The sequence below is a fragment of the Flavobacterium sp. CBA20B-1 genome (genome assembly GCF_028473145.1).
In the GTDB taxonomy this organism is placed as follows: Bacteria; Bacteroidota; Bacteroidia; order Flavobacteriales; family Flavobacteriaceae; genus Flavobacterium.
This window is the reverse complement of sequence record NZ_CP092370.1, coordinates 1,608,897-1,624,923: the sequence shown is the minus strand read 5'-3', so window position 1 is coordinate 1,624,923 and position 16,027 is coordinate 1,608,897. Positions and strand designations below refer to the sequence as shown.

Below are 16,027 nucleotides of genomic sequence, written 5' to 3'. Positions count from 1 at the left end.
CAAATATTTTTGTTGAAATTAAATAAACATTTATGAAGTATCTTTATTTTTTATTGTTTTTTGTTTCGATCAATTCCTTTGCACAAAACCGAAATCCGCACAAAATGCGTTTGATGGCAGAAGTAAATGCTTTTCCACTAAAGGTAATTAATCAAAACACCAATGAAATTGTTACAACAGATAGCGGTGGCTTTTTTGAAATGAACGTTCAAGAAGCAGATGAATTGGCATTGGTTGAAAACGAATTCTATCAATTAAAATATCAACTAAAAAGCAGCGACTTGCAAAGCAGTATTGTTCGAATTTATGCTGAACCTTTAAATATGGTGTTACAAGAAGTGAAAGTGGAACGAATCACGTCGAAATCATTAGGCATCGATGCTGCTTCGATAAACAAATACATCTACAAACGCAACCCAAACCCAAATATGGATTTTAAGGCACTCTTTTTGTGGGTGGCTAGTAAATTGCGCAAGAAGAAAGAAGCATCATTGCTGCGTGCTTCTCATGAAATGAATCCGTATGTGGCTTCTCTTCCCAGAAGTGTTATTACCGAATATCTAAAAATACCTGAAAATTTGGTGGAAAAGTTTTACTATTTTATGAACGATGATTATTTGATTGATCAATATATAAAAAATGGCGAAGAAGCCAAGTGGCGGATACATTTGCTTGATAAATCGTTCCAATTTTTAGAACAACAGCAACCACAAGAGCGTTAAAATCGTTGTAATAAATAGGGTGCTTTTAAAAGAATCAATAGTTTTGTATCATGAAAAAAATCAGTAGTTATCGAATCGTTTTCCTTTTAATGCTATTTGTAAGTAGCAGTATGCTTGCCCAAACAAAAAGTGTTTTGGGTAAAGTGGTTGCGAAAACGCGCGATTTAGAAGGGATTTACGTAAAAAATATCACAACCAACGAATCGGCTCTTACCCAAAAAGGCGGTTATTTTTCTATTGAAGCCAGCCCAAACGACACACTGATTTTTTCGGCAGTGCATTTAGTGGGGCGCGAAAAGGTGCTTTCGTATGCAGACATGAACAAATCGTTGGTTTTTATTCCCATGGAATTTATTGATAATGTGTTAGATGAACTTGTGATTGACCGCACTGTAAATTCAGAAACCTTGGGCTTTGGTAAAGTAAAGCGATACACACCTGCTCAGCGAAACTTGCACCGAGCAACATCTTCAAGCGGCGGTATTATTGCTATTGATGCCATTGTAAACGCCATCTCGGGCAGAACAAAAATGCTTAAAAAAGCATTAGCACTAGAGGAAGAATATCTTTTTGTAGAAAAAATATTAAGTAAATTTCCCGAAGAATATTACACTGAAAAATTACAAATACCTCCACAATATTATATGGCTTTTGGCTATTTTATGGCGCAAGATCCAGTTGTTGTAACCTCTTATCAAACCATAAATAGCGAACAATTGAGTTTGCTTTATGCCGAAAAAGCAACTGAATTTTTAGAAATACTTAAGGTGTTAAGATAATTGTTTTGTGTAACTTTGTAGTAAATTTCAGAAAATGTTTACAAGTCTAAATATAACCCCGCTTTTTTTGGGAATTGGTGGCGGTGAATTGGTTTTTATCATGTTGATTATTTTGATGCTTTTCGGTTCTGATAAGGTACCCGAAATGGCTCGTGGATTGGCGCGCATTATTAATCAAGTGAAAAATGCTTCGAACGATATTAAATCGGAAATCACAAAAAGCGTGGAAGAAACCGGTGTTGTGAAAGACATTAAAGATGCGGTAAACGTGGATGAAATCAAAAAACGAATGGGTTATGATGAAATCAAAGAGTCGATGGATATAGACCATTTCAACCCTGTAAACGATATTCAAAAAGAAATCGACCAAACAAAAGAAGACATTGAAAACATGACAGGACCCATTAAGCGCATGAAATAATGTTGGAACATTTAATACAAAAAGATCAGCAATTGCTGATATATCTCAACAATTTGGGAACAGAATTTTGGGATCCGGTTTTTATGTATATCACGCATCAAATCAATTGGTGGCCGTTTTTTTTACTTCTTATTTTTTTACTTCTAAAGAAAATTTCTCTGCAACAATTTGGACTTTTGGTGTTGGTTCTCACTGTTTTTTTTGTGTTTACCGACCAATTTACCAATTTAGTAAAATACAGCACCGGTAGACTACGCCCAGTAAACGACCCGCTGATTTCGCCTTATTTACGTATTTTGCGTAAAGCTGGTAGCCCTAGTTTTTTCTCAGGTCACGCATCTAATTCCAGCGGTTCAATTTTAATAATCTTTTTAATCCTTAAAAAATATTACAAATACGCTTGGGTGCTCTTCTTTTTCCCACTATTGTTTGCTTACACCCGTATTTATCTGGGGTTACACTATCCGTTGGACATCATTTGCGGATATATTTTCGGTATTTCATCAGGCTTTATGTTCTTTTTTGTTTTTAAATTTTTTAATAATAAATATCATTTAAAGGATAAACAAAAGCGAAATTTGTTTCATTCTTAGAACACAGTTTTAATATTTGACTTTTTGATTACATTCTAATTTCTTATCACTCATAACTTACGTATTTATTGACTAATATTTGAAGGAAGTAGTTAATTTTTTTTTGCTTTTAAGTCAAATTCGTAACTTTATAATAAAAATTTGTGTTATGAGATACGTTGTAATTGTGGCTTATCGGGTTTTTCCGGATAAGCGCGAAGCTTTTTTTAATTTGGTTCGAAAAGAGGCTACGGCATTGGTTCAAAACGAATTGGGAACTTTGCATGTAACCAACATGATTGATCAAATAGATCCTAATAAATTTCTAAACCTAAAGATTTTTGAATCGAAAGAAGCCTATTCTGAACATTTGCAAGGTGCTATTTTAAAAGCTTTTTTGCAAGAGGCTGATGCATTTATCATGGAAGGACCAACCGTGATTTTTGAAGGGATACACATGTATTCGTGCGATGATTATACGCTGGAACAGAAAAGTGGCGAAGATATGAGGGCTTATTTTAAAAGATAGTTTGTAATTTTACAGAAAAACATGCAGCTACAAACCCTTGTGCCCGTTGAGCCTTTATCCGGAAAAATAGATTACTCATCTAAAATTGTGAGTATAGGCAGTTGTTTTGCAGTACATATTGCACAAAAACTGGCACACTATCAATTTCAAAACACGGTGAATCCTTGGGGGATATTGTTTCATCCTTTGGCAATCGAAAAATTGGTAAACACCGCAATAAATGCGCGTTTATTTACACAAAATGATGTTTTTTGCCATAACGAAATATGGAGTTGTTTGCACACTCATTCCGATTTAAACGAGTTAGACGCTGAAAGCATTGTGGCATCCATCAATCAAAAAACAACTGCTTTCAAAGAAGATTTGCAAACCGCTTCGCATTGCATCATCACATTGGGAACCGCTTGGGTGTATCGGTTTATGGAAACCAACGAAATTGTGGCAAATTGTCATAAAGTTTCGCAACAAAAATTTCAAAAAGAATTATTGTCGGTAGCCGATTGTTTGCAAGCATTACAAGCAATAGAACAACAAATTCGGCAAGTAAATGCAACTGTTCAAATTATTTATACCATTTCGCCGGTTCGCCATATTAAAGACGGTTTTGCAGAAAACCAACGCAGCAAAGCGCATTTAATCGCCGCATTGCATCAACACTTAGAAAATAATGACCCATACAATTATTATTTTCCTTCGTATGAAATCATGATGGATGAATTGCGCGATTATCGTTTTTATGGCAAAGATATGCTGCATCCAAACGATTTAGCTGTTGCCTATATTTGGGAGCGATTTGTTACCCATTGTATGCATCCGGAAACATTACCTACGATGAAAAAAGTGGATGAGGTGCAGAAAGGATTGGCACACCGCCCCTTTAATCCATACACCGAAGCACATCAGCAGTTTTTAGATACACTAGCAATAAAACTAGATGATTTATTAGAAAACTATCCATTTATGAAATTTAGATAAAATGATAAAGAAAGCCTTAATATTTGCTATGATTTGTATTGCATTGGGCAGTTTACTCACTTTTTTTATAATGCGAAAAAGCGCACAAAAAAACGAAGTGGTGCCCGATACCGAACTCATTCAGCAACAAATGAAAAATGTGAGCAAATTGGTAGTAAACGAAGCCAAAATAGCACAGATTTACAATTATAAAGATGAAAAATCGTTTATGAATCTACTCTCGTTCGATAAAAAAGCGCTGGTAGTTGTAAATGCCGATGTGCAAATCATGTACGATTTATCTAAGCTAGAATATACCATAGACGAAGCCAACAAAATCGTAAAAATTACATCTATTCCTAAAGAAGAATTGAAAATCAGTCCCGAAATTAAAATTTACGATGTAGAAGAATCGCGGTTTAATGCATTTGAAGGCGCCGATTACAACATCATTCAAGAAAGTGTCACCAAGCAATTTCACGAAAAAATCTCCCAATCGAACATTCGGGCAAATGCCCAAAACCGTTTACTGAGTGAATTGAGTAAGTTTTTGGTGGTCACCCAATCCTTGGGTTGGCAGTTGCAATACCAAAATCAAACCATTGCAAATACTGAAGATTTGAATAACTTCCTGCCACTTTAGAACCAGTTGATTCCCCTTCGTTATCCTCGGTTTTGTTCATCATAAAAAGCAAAGCAAACAAACTTTTAAAAATAAATGTGTTAATTTTTTAACAGCTACAAATTTTTTTTATACTTTAGGGGTTTAATTACAAAACTTAAAAATATATTTTTTATGAAAATTAATAAACTACTCTTTTTTCTATTGGCACTCGTGAGTTTAAATTCATGTGTGGAATATGTAGATAACGGAACAAAACCAGACGGAACAGAAACACCGGAACAACAAGTTTTTAAAGCAATGCATAGCAATCCGGAAGAAGCAAAATATGTAAATGACAAGTTTACTTTCGAAGCTACCTTGAACGGTGTTGATGTAACATCTACCACAAAATTTAGAGTGAACGGTGTAGATATTCCTGGAAACAGCTATGTACCATTTAAAGAAGGTTCTCATTCGGTATTGGCTACAATGGACGACTTTACTGCTAACTTTAAATTCACAGTTTTAGAAGAAGACACAACACCAGAACCAACTGGTAATAGAATTGAGTATGGAGGAAATTCGTACCCAGTTTCTGAAGTATTATGGATTGTGAATACAAATGCACAGAATCAATTAGTTAAATATACTAGAAATGGTATAGATTGTACCTTATGGGGATTATACGCATTGGAAGTTGATGATTCCCAGACACCTCCAGTAGTTATTAATCGAATGATAACAGCAGCTTATGTTCCTATGAAGGATCCTTCAACTGTATATTTTCCAAATGAAGTACCAGCCTCTAGTTTAGAATATGTAAATGGCGGTAGTGTAACCATCAATGGAAGTAAGGTTTTTGATACGACTGGTGCAACATACACAATTGCATCAACAGGAAATTCGGCATCACAAGATGTATTCAATGTACCTCAACCTTGGACAGGTACAGCAAATTACACAATAACTGCAACAGGCGCTAATAGTGGTAATTCAGCACAACTTTTTTGGGATGGAGCTTATACAGCAGTAGCTGATCAAATAGCTGGAAAATCTGCTAAAGGTAATAATATACATTTAAATTTAGATCTTAATAAAATTAAAAATCTTAAAACTTTAAATCCGACTGAAATCAAAAACTTAAAGATTGCAAAATATTAAAGTTTAAAATTCAATACATAAAACGCTGCTGTAACAGGCAGCGTTTTTTTTATGTACACTAATAAACCATTAAATTACAACCGCGGATATCAGACTGATCAAATCTACCTAATACTTCAAAAGAAAAATCGGGGTGTTTTTTACCTAAATCTTGTGTGGCAATAAATGCACACGAATTTATATTTGCCAGGTCAATTACATTGATACCGCCTGTTTTTCCATTTTCAATAAGCGATAGTGGATCTTCGGTATCTCTAATCAACACATCCATCCACGGCGGACATTCAAAAACACCGTCCCCAAATGAATACGCTTGCGAAAGCAATTCCGTCATTCCGTATTCTGAATGAATTTTTTCTACTCCAAAACCGGTTGTTAACAGCTCGTGCAATTCTTCGCGAATCAGTTCTTTGCGTTTTCCTTTCATGCCACCAGTTTCCATCACAATAGTGTTTTTTAAATGGAATTTTTGCATCTCAATAAGGTCTAACAACGCATAGGTTACACCCATTAGCAATACATTTTGTCCGCTCTGGTCTAATTCCACTAATTTCCTTGCAAGCTCGCTGTAATTATGAAGATAAAAGCCCGAATCGGGATGATTGGATCCTTCTATAAAATCTTTTGCCATATAAATAAGCGAAGAACCTTCGCGTTCTAAATAGGACGGAAGCAATGCCAAAACAGCATAGTCTTCAATGTTTCCGTAAAATTTTGAAAATGCACTGCGAAAACTAGCTTCATAGAACCCCAAGTCGGTCACATGATGTTTAGAAGTGATCATTCCCGTAGTTCCGCTGCTTGTGAACGTGGTTTGCACGGCATTTGTTGTGCTTAACACATCTTTCGATTTAAAAAACTCGATAGGCAGAAAAGGAATCTCTGTAAGATGCTTTACATTATCCGGACTTTTCTTCAACAACAAACAGTATTTTTGATACACTTCGTTGTGCTGAAACTGATAGCGAAACACTTTCATTGCTGTTTTATGAAACTCTTTGGTGGTATGTATCGAAATAATATCTTCGGGTGTAAACACAATAATTACTTTTTAAAATACAAAATTACAAATAAAAAAAGCATCTCGGTAAGGAGATGCTTTTTGTTGTATGTTGCTGTTGATTATTTAATAATCACTTTGCGTGTAGCTGTTTTACCAGCTTCGTTGATTTTTGCTACATAAATACCCGCTTTTAACGAAGAAACGTTTATTTGCGAAACCGTTGTAACATCTAATACTTTTTTACCGGTTAAATCGAACAACTGTACGTTTTTCTCAGCAGTACTGTTTGATGTAATATTTAAGATTTCATCTGCTGGGTTAGGGAAAATACTTAAACCTTCGATGTTGTTTTCTTTTGTTGATGTAGCATTTACATAGTTTACGTCATCCCAATTGTCAGCTAAAATCATTTCGTCAACTTCAACTTTACCAGTTCCAGAACCATTTCTTAAAAACACAGATAATATTGAAGATGGCAATGTAGATGTACTCGTATTATTTGTGAGAGTTGCTGTTGGTACAGTCGAAGATCCAACTGTTGGATTAATCCATAAAGAAGCTTCACCAGTCGCAACATCATACTTAGCAATCACAAAAACAGGTGTACCAAACGGTAAATCAGTTGTATCAAAATTTACTGTACCTCCATTACCGGCAGTATTACGCAAACCTAGATTAAATGTATTAGCTGTCGTGCCAGGTTTTGCATGTACTTGAGCATACATTTTAGAATACCCTGTTGCTCCAGCTACATCACCAAAACCTGTGAAATAATCTCCATTCGGATTTAAGTCAGATGCATCAACATAATTAATAATTACAGATAAATATGCTGTAGTAGTTATAGGATTTGCTGAAGCCATATTTACATCTTCAAAAAGAACATTACTGTCTAAAAGTACCTTCTCTCCTACTGAAGTGATTCCAGTATAACTTAAACTACCAGTTGTGGTAACTACTTCTCCAGGAGTTTGGCCACTATGCGAAACCCAACCATTGGCATTCAAAGAGCCTGTATAATTAAAACTATCAGAAGCTTGCGCATTTGCTGCAAATGAAGCTGCAACAATTGTAATTAAAGTGTAGATTTTTTTCATATCTAATTGATTTTAAATTTTATGGTACAAATTTACGGTAAATTTTTGAAGTGTAAAATAAGGAATATTAATAAATTGTTTTTTTTAAAAGAAAGCCCGTAAACATGTTACGGGCTTTTCTTTATTTTATGATGATTTTTCGGGTAATGCTGTTGTTTTTATCGGTGAGTTTTAAAATATAAACACCTGCTTTTAAACTGCTCACGTTTAATTCTTTCTGATAGCCGTTCATTTCTGCTATTAAAATACGTTTACCCAGCATATCGTATAATTCTATAACCTTTGCCGAGTTGTTTTCGGCATTGATATAAATTTTTCCGCCGGTAACCGGGTTGGGATATATCTGCACCTTTTCTAAGGTGTTTTCGGTCTTGGTTTGCTCTGCTATTCCACTGTTTTTGGCTGTTTGGGCGGTTGCTGAAAAGCCGGTTATTAATAACAGTAAGAATATATATAGGTATTTTTTCTTCATAGTTTTTATTTGAATACGTAAATATATAAAAATAATATCAAATAAAATACCAAAAAATAACCACAAAAATAAATTTGTGGTTATTTAGGAAGATTTTAACTGATTTGCTGCCGTTACTGTCTTTGCTTTACTTGTTTTTCTTTAACAAGATATGACAAACTGACTTCACTTTGTGGCAGTACTTTTTGAAATGTATTACAAACCTACTGTCCAGCCTGTTGCCCAAGTTGGGGTTGCTGTTCCGTTACCTGCTCCTGTAGCGGTTTCATCTTCGGTGAAGATTGCGTTTACATCTGCTGCAGAACCATCGGTTTTCTTACCTTTTGCTTTGGTAGTGATATTGTCGAATTTCACGCGGGTAGCTTTTAATTCGCCACTTGCCACATAGCTGATGCCTTCATCGTGTTCCACATCGAAACCAGTTCCAAAGTTGCTTAAAACCACATTGTCGAAATTTGCTTTAGTACCTACTCTTAGTTTCATTGCGTGGTTTTCTCCACCGCCATTGTTACCAATCAATGTAAGGTTTTTGATTGTTGGGTTTGCAATTGGTGCTGCCATGTGGTTGTTTGAATTGTTGTCTGCTTCAATTCCACGGTTACCGTCGTTGGTTCTTTTTCCGTACCAATTTTCGTTCATACCGTTCCAACCTTCTGTCCAGTCAAACAAATCATCGCCCACTTCGCTTGCAAAGTTTGTTACTACTAAATATTTGGTATCAACAGTTCCTCCGAAAAACTCAAAACCATCGTCTGAACCATCGTGTACTTGTACATATTCAACAGTTGTTCCTTTACCCACACCAAACATTGAAAGTCCGTTGAACTCTTTATCTGCATTGTATGCGTAACCTGAATATTCAATTCTTAGATATTTGATTGCTCCTGAATTGTCGTTTGTTTCTGTTCCACCATAGGTTAATTCTGAAACTTCTGCAGTAGCTGTTGTTCCTTTGTTGATTGGCGCTTTACCACAAATTACCAAACCACCCCAAGATCCTGGTTTTTTAACTTCGGCAGTCATGATTACCGGGTTTGCTGCTGTTCCTTCTACAAAAATTTGTCCGCCTTGCGCTACTGCAATGTATCGAACCGCATCAAACTGACCCGAAGCCAATTGTGTTGCTTCAATTCGAACACCTGGTTTAATGGTTAATTTTGCACCTGCTCCTACGATTAATTTTCCGGTTAATTTATAAGTTCCTTCGGTTAAAATTACATGTCCTTTTGTGATTTCACCTGTTAATGCATTGCGATCTACTTTAAAATCGGTTTCACCCGGCGTTGGTTCTTCTGTAACTGGTGTGCTATCATCGCTAGAGCAAGAAACTGCTGTTGCTGCTAATGTTAATGATAATAATGTGAAGCTAAATAGTTTTGAAATTGGCTTTTTCATTTTCTTTAAAAATTTATTATTTTTATTTGATACAAAGTTGAGTATTAATACGTTAATGTATGTTAAGCGTATGTGATGAATATGTTGTTAAAATGTATATTTTGCACCCAAGCTGAAAAATGCTCCACGCTTGTAGGTAATGGCATCAATAGCACCCGAAGCATTGTCTTGTATTCTGCGGAATTCTGGGTTTAAGATATTGCGTGCTGCAAAATCGATTGCGAAATTTTTGTGAACTCTGGTTTTTAATACAAAATCTAAAGTTCCCATGCCTTTGTCAATTAAATTTCCTTTGCTTTCCACACCCAATGCATACAAACGGTCTGAATAATGCATATAGGAAACAGTAGCGGTCATTCCTTTGCCGTCGTTCCAATCTCTCACATACGACACGTCTGCATTTAGCAATAAGTCTGATGCGCCGGTGAACGATGAACGGTCAAAATCGAAATTGGTATTGATTAATCCGTTGGTTTCTTTTTGAATTTTTTCACGGTCGATCTCTTGGTCGGTTTTCATATAAGATACATTCAATCCTGCAAAAAGGTTGTTGGTATTTGCTCCGCCAAAATCAATGATTCTTTTCTTGATTTCAAACTCTGCACCATATACATATCCTTTTTCGCCAATGTTCACCCAAGTGATATCATTCGTAGATGATGCCATTGTGATTTCGTTGATTGGATCTAAAATATATTTACCAAATGCTGCTACCGATACCACTTCATCGTTGTTTGGAAACAATTCCCATTTTAAATCTAAGTTGTAGTTTTGTGAGGGATATAAGTATGGGTTACCTACTTTGATTTCGGTTACATCTTCATAAATAAAGCGTGCACGCTCTTTGAACTGTGGCAATGTATAGGTTTTGCTGGCAGCCAAACGCAAGTTTTGAATGGTGCTTAATTCGTATTTTAACGATAAGTTGGGCAAGAATTCGTTGCGTTTAAATTCGTTTTCTCTTTCCACGGCATCTAACTGCGTTCTCCAAATTACGCTTTGATCAATTTTTTCGTAGCGCAAACCTAAAACAGCACTCAATTTATCGGTTAAGCGATATTCCACATTGGCAAAACCTGCATGAATATTTTGCTCTCCACTATAAGTTTGAGGGGTGTCACCAGCAAAAGCTTCAATGCCGAACAAGCCATCGGTATAATTCTGCTGATTGAAAAATGCATCTAAATTATTTGGATTTACCGGTGTGCTTAATTGCGCACCTGCAATTCGGAAGTTAAATTGAATGGCTTCAAAATCTCTTTTCTTTACACGTCCGTTGTATCCAATTGTTAATTTTCCTTTTTCGTTCCCGTTTTCATCGGCACCCAATTTATAGTTTAACGCTAAATTTGTTGCCAACTCATCTTCCTTCAAGTTTTGAAAATAGCGATGGTTATCGGTAATGGTTCGCTGAGCCAAGGTGTAACTGTCGGTATCGTTCCAATAAAACAATTTATTTTGAGTTCTATCGGGCATATCGCTTTTAATGGTGTTGTATGAAACCGCCCAATCAAATCCTAATTTATCATTGAATGTATGATTTCCCAACAATTGATTAATCAATACGGTGTTTTGAATAAAAGTACCTCGTTGCACCAATAAAGCATCATGATCGCCTTCAAAGTCGCGGTCTAAACCGGTGAATGTATCTCTAAATAAATCCGATGAATTAATGTACAAAAAGTTATAAGCCACACGGTTTTTATCGTTTACGTGATAATTAGCGTTAAACATACCCGTGGTGTTGGTAGTGTGCGAAAAATTCTCTTGATAGAACGATTTTAGCTTTGCACCTTGCGCACTTGCACTTTGGTTGATTCCTTCTCTAAACGTAAATCCATTGTTGAAACTTGCATTTGCAAATAGATTCAACTTACCAGTTTCGCCCATTAAAAATGATTTTCCGGCACGCACTGCAAAATTTCCTCCAACAGGTCCTGCGTTTACAGGTTGTAAACTGTTTTGAAAATTGTAACCACTTAATGCGTTATTAGGCACACCATAGTTTGCATAGCCCATTTTGCTTGGTCCTTGTGGCAATAGAAAATCGCTTCCTTTTTTAGTGGCATTGGTGTTTATTTGTGCACCTAATTCTATTTCGAACAAAGCGCTGTCTTTAAAATCTTTTGATAAAATATCAACATTTCCTCCACCAAAATCACCCGTGTTTCTCGAACTAAAGGTTTTATCAATCGAAATATACTCTACCAACTCAGTAGAAAATAATTGCAAATTGATGTTCTTTTTCTCTGGATCGTTTGACGGAACCGGCAAGCCGTTCAAAGTAGTAGAATTGTATCGATCGCCCAAACCACGAACATATACATTGTTGCTTCCTTCTTGCTTTGAAATGCCCGATGTTTTTGCAACCGCTGCTGCCACATCACCCACACCTTTTCGCGAAAGTTCCTGAGCACCAATTTGCTGTTTGATCTCCAATGATTTTCTTTGATCGTTCAACAAAGCTGTTTCCGACGATTTTCTGTTATTAATTGTAATAACCAACTCGTCTAAATCGCCCACTTCGGGAATTAGGTTGATATTTAACTCTTCAGGATTTTCAGTTTCGTAAGAAATGGTATAGGTTTGGTAACCCATATAAGATGCTTCTAACAAATAAGAACCTTCCGTACATTCAATTTCAAAATATCCGTTTTCATCAGCTTCTGCACCAAGCTCGGTGTTTTTCAACATAATGGTTGCATAAGCCAATGGTTCGTTGTTATTTGCTGCATCATAAATGTGGCCTTTGATCGTTTTTGTGTCTTGCGCATAAGTAACTACTCCAAATAATAACGCTGCTGCCAAAAAATTTAATTTCATTATTTTTGTGTTATAAATTTTCAGTGCAAAGGAATTACCTAAAAGTTATTGTAAAGTTATTGGGGCTTTACCAATAGGTTGGGTTTTTGTAAACAAAACGTTACCACATTAAATAATTGTTAAGCGGTGGTTTGCTTTTTATTTATCGTTAATTTTACAGCATAAACAACATAGAAGACAAATGAAAAATAAGGACATAAAAATCTTATTGGTTGATGACGATACAGACATTTTAGAAATTGTAGGTTTTAATTTAGAAGCAGAAAACTATCAGGTTTTTACGGCAAAAAACGGAAAAGAAGCTTTAACAATTGCGAAGAAAGAAGTTCCTAACTTGGTTATTCTTGATGTGATGATGCCTGAAATGGATGGAATTGAAACATGCGAAAACATGCGAAAGTTGCCAGAATTGAACAATACCATTATTACCTTTTTAACGGCGCGAGGAGAAGATTACTCGCAAGTTGCCGGTTTTGATGTGGGCGCAGATGATTACATCACCAAACCTATTAAACCGAAATTGTTGGTGACCAAGGTAAAAGCATTGCTTCGCAGGGTAAAAGAAGAAGCCTTGGCAGACGATGTGTTGCGCATTGGAACCATTGAAATAAACCGCGAAGAATACAAAATCATAAAAGACAATACCGAAATTATTTTGCCGCGAAAAGAATTTGAATTGTTTTATTTACTGGCATCAAAACCCGGAAAAGTGTTTAAACGCGAAGAAATTTTAGACAAAGTTTGGGGCAACGAAGTGATTGTGGGTGGCAGAACCATAGATGTTCACATAAGAAAATTGCGCGAAAAAATTGGCGACGATTTGTTTAAAACCATAAAAGGCGTGGGCTACAAAATAGAGATTTAATGGGTGTAAAATATCGTAAATCATACAAGTTTGCAGCAAAATCAGCAGCAGTAATCAGTCTATTCAGTTTGCTGCTTTTGTTTCTGTTGCACTATTTTTTTCATCAAATAGACATCTTTTTCACAGTAACTTTTTCGTTACTGTTTTTTGGTTTTTGCTTTTTTGTGTTGCAATACCGTGTGGAACGCTTTATATACCGCCGCATTCAAAAAATTTATAAAGAAGTAAGCATTTTAGATGAATCGGTGTTGCGAAACCAGCCCATAACCACCGATATGCAAACCTTAATGTATGAAGTAAACAAGTTTGCAAGCGAAAAAAAAGTAGAAATAGAATCATTAAAAGTGCAAGAAGAATACCGCCGAGAGTTTATTGGCAATGTGGCACATGAGCTTAAAACACCGCTTTTTACCGTGCAAGGTTATATTTCTACATTAATAGAAGGCGACGTAAAAGATAAAGAAATCCGCAAAAAATACTTAGAACGTGCCGATAAAGGCATTGAACGGTTAATTGACATTGTGAACGATTTGGATATGATTACCAAATTAGAAACCAATGAACTAAAACTGAATATACAATCTTTTGATATCATTGAACTTTTTCAAAGTGTTTTTGATCTTTTGGAAATGAAAGCCGATAAAAAAGACATTACTTTGATGTTTGATAAAGACCATTACCGCACTATTTTGGTGAAAGGCGATCGCGAAAAAATCAATCAAGTGTTTCTTAATTTAATTGATAATTCCATAAAATACGGAAAAGAAAACGGCACCACCGAAGTATCCATAGAAAATCTTACCGAAAAAAAATTACTGGTTCGCATTACAGACAATGGCTTCGGAATAGAAAAAAAACACATCGGTCGCTTGTTTGAACGCTTCTACCGAACCGATAGCAGCCGCTCCCGCGATATTGGTGGCTCTGGTTTAGGACTTTCAATCGTAAAACACATTATAGAAGCCCACAACGAACATATTTATGTGGAAAGCAAAGTGGGCGTTGGCTCTGAGTTTTCGTTTACCATTGAAAAAGCTGTTAAAGAATAATCGCTTTTTTTGTTTTTATCATATGCTAAATACCTTGCTACCATTTAGCACCTCTATTTATTTACATTCAGGGCATATTCCCGATAGCGCAAAGTTAACCTTATAAACTTTATATTCTTTTGGTAAATTAAATAGGGGCTCTACATCATCTATACAAGTTACAGAATGACATTCTTCACAACTAAAGTGAATATGGTTATGATGATGCTTGCTAGAGGAACAGCCATGACAGGCTGCATATTTAATCATTCCATAAATGGTAACAACTTTATGTATCAAGCCTTCTTCTATCAATCGGTCTAACACCCTATAAATTGTTACTCTATCACAAAAATCTTCTAACATTTGGTGAATTTCCGAATGAGCCAATGCTTTTTTCGAATCAGTAATCAATTCTAGAATTTTCGTTTTTGCTATTGTATTTCTACTTTTCTTCATTATTAAATAATTATTTAATGCAACTCTATTGCATTTACAAATATAATACATATTTTTGCAACACAATTGCATTAATAAATTTCTTAAACAAGCATTTGGATTAAAAATGAACAATAAAATCAGCAGGCGCTTAATAATTAAACAAGGTAGTTTAGCAATCACAGCTTTAATACTACCTTTTCCATTAACTTCATTTGCAAAATCAAATAGTATGAAAGAAAACAATCAGTTCGATGTAATAATTATCGGTGGAAGTTATGCTGGTCTATCCGCAGCCATGGCTTTGGGGCGTTCTTTAAAAAATGTATTAATTATTGATAGTGGAAAACCGTGCAATCGTTACACGCCCCATTCGCATAATTTCATAACGCACGATGGCGCTGTTCCTTCTGAAATAGCATCAAAAGCAAAAGAGCAAGTTTTGAAATACCATACCGTAAAATTCTTTGAAGGAAAAGCAATTAAAGGGAAGAAAACAGAAAACGGTTTTGAAATTTCAGTACATTCGGGTACAAATTTTTCGGCAAAAAAATTGATTTTTGCGACCGGTGTAAAAGATATTTTTCCAAATATTAAAAACTTTGAAGATTGTTGGGGCAAAACAGTTATTCATTGCCCATACTGTCACGGTTATGAGTTTAAAGGCAAAAAAACAGTTATTTTAGGTAACGGTGATCGTGCGTTTCATTTAGGTACTTTAGTGAATAATCTTACTAATGACCTTACAATTGTTACAAGAGGAAAAGCCGATTTTTCAGAAGAACAATTAGCAAAACTCAAAAAGCATCAAGTTAGAATAGTGGAGAAAGAAGTAAAAGAAATAGAACATCAAAAAGGAATTATTTCAGCTTTATTATATGAGGATGGAGCAAAAGAAAACATTGAAGCCGCTTATGCAGCAATCCCATTCGAGCAGCACTCAGACATTCCTTTTTTATTAGGTTGTGAGTTAACAGATTGGGGGCATATCAAAGTAGATATGTTTCAGAAAACAACTGTTCCAGGTGTTTTTGCTTGTGGCGATAATGCAACAATGATGCGTTCGGTATCATACGCTGTTGCAACCGGAGGTATTGCGGGGTCCATGGTTAATAATGAATTGACAATGGAACGTTTTTAAGCATCATAAACTAGTTGGAGGGT

General features: G+C 35.5%; 17 protein-coding genes. 11 read left to right on the top strand and 6 right to left on the bottom strand.

The features are described 5' to 3' along the window. Positions 1 to 32 precede the first annotated feature (32 nt). The 8 genes from MG290_RS08145 (at position 33) to MG290_RS08110 (ending at position 5,742) form a co-directional block, all read left to right on the top strand. Positions 33 to 722: a hypothetical protein gene (locus MG290_RS08145; protein WP_264560839.1), complete on the top strand. Its 690-nt coding sequence runs from the start codon at positions 33 to 35 to the stop codon at positions 720 to 722. A 50-nt stretch (positions 723 to 772) separates the two neighbouring features. Continuing rightward, positions 773 to 1,501, top strand: a complete 729-nt coding sequence (locus MG290_RS08140; RefSeq protein WP_264560838.1) for a hypothetical protein — start codon at positions 773 to 775, stop codon at positions 1,499 to 1,501. A gap of 34 nt (positions 1,502 to 1,535) precedes the next feature. Further along, positions 1,536 to 1,922 (top strand): twin-arginine translocase TatA/TatE family subunit, encoded by a 387-nt coding sequence (locus tag MG290_RS08135; protein WP_257499943.1) that lies wholly within the window; start codon positions 1,536 to 1,538, stop codon positions 1,920 to 1,922. Further along, positions 1,922 to 2,515, top strand: coding sequence for a phosphatase PAP2 family protein (locus MG290_RS08130; protein WP_272585156.1), 594 nt, complete (start codon positions 1,922 to 1,924; stop codon positions 2,513 to 2,515). The genes MG290_RS08135 and MG290_RS08130 overlap by 1 nt, the downstream gene beginning before the upstream one ends. A gap of 148 nt (positions 2,516 to 2,663) precedes the next feature. Next, a complete protein-coding gene (locus MG290_RS08125; protein ID WP_264560836.1) occupies positions 2,664 to 3,023 on the top strand; it encodes a putative quinol monooxygenase in 360 nt (119 codons plus the stop codon). 21 nt (positions 3,024 to 3,044) lie between these two features. Beyond that, complete coding sequence (locus tag MG290_RS08120) at positions 3,045 to 3,998, top strand: GSCFA domain-containing protein (protein ID WP_264560835.1); 954 nt, start codon at positions 3,045 to 3,047, stop codon at positions 3,996 to 3,998. Position 3,999: 1 nt separating this feature from the next. After that, entirely contained in the window at positions 4,000 to 4,620 is a 621-nt protein-coding gene (locus MG290_RS08115) for a DUF4230 domain-containing protein (RefSeq protein ID WP_264560834.1), read from the top strand. 153 nt (positions 4,621 to 4,773) lie between these two features. Beyond that, positions 4,774 to 5,742: a hypothetical protein gene (locus MG290_RS08110; RefSeq protein ID WP_264560833.1), complete on the top strand. Its 969-nt coding sequence runs from the start codon at positions 4,774 to 4,776 to the stop codon at positions 5,740 to 5,742. Between the two features lie 58 nt (positions 5,743 to 5,800). Here MG290_RS08110 and MG290_RS08105 read toward each other — a convergent pair whose 3' ends face one another. From MG290_RS08105 to MG290_RS08085, 5 genes are all read right to left on the bottom strand, one after another. Next, complete coding sequence (locus MG290_RS08105; RefSeq protein ID WP_264560832.1) at positions 5,801 to 6,781, bottom strand: LuxE/PaaK family acyltransferase; 981 nt, start codon at positions 6,779 to 6,781, stop codon at positions 5,801 to 5,803. Between the two features lie 83 nt (positions 6,782 to 6,864). Next, on the bottom strand, positions 6,865 to 7,842 hold the full coding sequence (locus tag MG290_RS08100; RefSeq protein WP_264560831.1) for a T9SS type A sorting domain-containing protein: 978 nt from the start codon (positions 7,840 to 7,842) through the stop codon (positions 6,865 to 6,867). A 121-nt stretch (positions 7,843 to 7,963) separates the two neighbouring features. Next, on the bottom strand, positions 7,964 to 8,314 hold the full coding sequence (locus tag MG290_RS08095; protein ID WP_264560830.1) for a T9SS type A sorting domain-containing protein: 351 nt from the start codon (positions 8,312 to 8,314) through the stop codon (positions 7,964 to 7,966). Between the two features lie 195 nt (positions 8,315 to 8,509). After that, a complete protein-coding gene (locus tag MG290_RS08090) occupies positions 8,510 to 9,709 on the bottom strand; it encodes a hypothetical protein (protein ID WP_264560829.1) in 1,200 nt (399 codons plus the stop codon). Between the two features lie 87 nt (positions 9,710 to 9,796). Continuing rightward, positions 9,797 to 12,532: a TonB-dependent receptor gene (locus tag MG290_RS08085; protein ID WP_264560828.1), complete on the bottom strand. Its 2,736-nt coding sequence runs from the start codon at positions 12,530 to 12,532 to the stop codon at positions 9,797 to 9,799. Positions 12,533 to 12,713: 181 nt separating this feature from the next. On the opposite strand from MG290_RS08085, the gene MG290_RS08080 reads away from it, so the two are divergent. Together MG290_RS08080 and MG290_RS08075 are read left to right on the top strand one after the other, a co-directional pair. Continuing rightward, positions 12,714 to 13,397: a response regulator transcription factor gene (locus MG290_RS08080; protein ID WP_264560827.1), complete on the top strand. Its 684-nt coding sequence runs from the start codon at positions 12,714 to 12,716 to the stop codon at positions 13,395 to 13,397. After that, the gene (locus tag MG290_RS08075) at positions 13,397 to 14,446 is read left to right on the top strand and encodes a sensor histidine kinase (RefSeq protein WP_264560826.1); all 1,050 of its coding nucleotides are present in this window, start codon (positions 13,397 to 13,399) and stop codon (positions 14,444 to 14,446) included. Before MG290_RS08080 ends, MG290_RS08075 begins: the two co-directional genes overlap by 1 nt. Before the next feature lie 57 nt (positions 14,447 to 14,503). Here the strand turns inward: MG290_RS08075 and MG290_RS08070 are convergent, their stop codons facing one another. Continuing rightward, positions 14,504 to 14,884 carry a Fur family transcriptional regulator gene (locus MG290_RS08070; RefSeq protein ID WP_264560825.1) on the bottom strand — a complete coding sequence of 127 codons (381 nt, stop codon included), beginning with the start codon at positions 14,882 to 14,884 and terminating at the stop codon, positions 14,504 to 14,506. Between the two features lie 211 nt (positions 14,885 to 15,095). On the opposite strand from MG290_RS08070, the gene MG290_RS08065 reads away from it, so the two are divergent. Continuing rightward, entirely contained in the window at positions 15,096 to 16,004 is a 909-nt protein-coding gene (locus tag MG290_RS08065) for an NAD(P)/FAD-dependent oxidoreductase (RefSeq protein ID WP_264563188.1), read from the top strand. The last annotated feature ends 23 nt before the right edge of the window (positions 16,005 to 16,027 follow it).